Genomic DNA, 929 nt, shown 5'->3' on the forward strand with positions numbered 1-929 from the left:
CGGCGCGAAATCTTGGACATTGAATCCTCCCAGCGGCGCCCGTGACGTCGGGTGCTCTTCTCAATGCGCCATTCTAGTCGGCTTTGCAGCGCCCCCGCAAGGTAGCGCTACCAACGAGATCGCCATGTTGTGTGAAAACAGCATGCCCATCGGATGGGCAGTCGGAAATCGGGTGGGTTTTGCCCGCGCAATTCGCCAACCTCTGCGCGTAACGAAATCCAAAGGCAAGCCACCGATGACCCAAGCTTATTACAGCGCCGTGCTGGACCGCCCGCTGGACGAAGTCTGGTCGCTGATCCGCGACTTCAACAACTATCCCGCTTACATCGACGGCGTGAGCGAGAGCGAGATCGAAGACGACAAGCGCGGCGATGAAGTCGGCGCCGTCAGACGCTTCTGCTATCTCGGAAACTGGATCCGCCAGCGCCTGGTCGATCACTCGGACCGGCAGCATACCCTGACCTATGCCGGTCTCGAAGCGCTGCCGTATCCGCAAGATGACGGAAGCCAGACGCCGGCGCCGACGCGCTATCAAGGCACCATGCATCTGCGCCCGATCGTCGAGGGCGATCGTACCCTCATCGAATGGTCGGTCTCCCTTGATACCGAGCCGGCGGATGCCGATCGCTGGCAGGCGCTATTCGCCTCCTGGATTCCCGATTGGACGGACTCACTTGCGCGGACGCTGGCGCGGGCCAGTTAGCGACCGCTCACGGCTCCTCGGCGTCACCCTTCGGCCGCGCGCCGCCGAAGATGCGCGCGCCTTCCGCGGTCCAATAAGGCTTCAGCGTTTCCCACGGCACGAAGGCGACATACTCGCCCTCGACGTAGGGGCCGACGGCGTAGGGCGGATAGTGGAAGGTCAGCCCGGAGCTCTTGCCCGCCTCGGTCGAGGGCGCGAGCGTCACCGCACCGACCTTGAGCAGGCT

The 929-nt window shown here is 63.6% G+C and carries 2 protein-coding genes; one reads left to right on the plus strand and one right to left on the minus strand.

Annotated elements, in window-relative coordinates; genetic code table 11:
• Positions 1-703, plus strand: a 703-nt coding sequence (locus IC66_RS0112295) for an SRPBCC family protein (RefSeq protein ID WP_244429103.1), incomplete at its 5' end; no start/stop codon positions are given.
• A gap of 7 nt (positions 704-710) precedes the next feature.
• Here the strand turns inward: IC66_RS0112295 and IC66_RS0112300 are convergent.
• Positions 711-929, minus strand: a 219-nt coding sequence (locus IC66_RS0112300) for an RsiV family protein (RefSeq protein WP_038947820.1), incomplete at its 5' end; no start/stop codon positions are given.

Origin of the sequence: Bradyrhizobium genomosp. III (assembly GCF_000261705.1) — a bacterium.
Classification (GTDB): Bacteria; Pseudomonadota; Alphaproteobacteria; order Rhizobiales; family Xanthobacteraceae; genus Bradyrhizobium; species Bradyrhizobium ottawaense.